This window comes from Marinobacter iranensis, from assembly GCF_029207565.1.
GTDB classification, from domain to species: Bacteria; Pseudomonadota; Gammaproteobacteria; order Pseudomonadales; family Oleiphilaceae; genus Marinobacter; species Marinobacter iranensis.
The window spans coordinates 1-245 of sequence record NZ_JANCMW010000361.1 but is presented as its reverse complement, the minus strand read 5'-3'; the positions used below and the strand labels follow the sequence as shown (position 1 = coordinate 245).

Below are 245 nucleotides of genomic sequence, written 5' to 3'. Positions count from 1 at the left end.
ATCGCCAAATGGTTCCGCGCGCTGGCCGATGCGGCCGAGGACAAGTCGGACGAAGTGAAGCGCGGTACCGAGACCGTGCGGATCAACCAGACCGGCGCTAAGCCCCTGCTCACCTCCGCCACGGGCAAGCCGCTGAAGATCGGCGTGCCGGGCAAGGGCAAGGATTTCGAAGTGGTCGGCATCCCGCTCGGCCAGCCCGGCTTCTACATCGTCGAGCTCGCCAGCCCGCGGCTCGGCGAGGCGCT

General features: G+C 68.2%; 1 protein-coding gene. It reads left to right on the top strand.

What is annotated here, in order from left to right:
• Positions 1 to 245, top strand: a 245-nt coding sequence (locus tag NLU14_RS22710) for a hypothetical protein (protein ID WP_275710867.1), incomplete at both ends; no start/stop codon positions are given.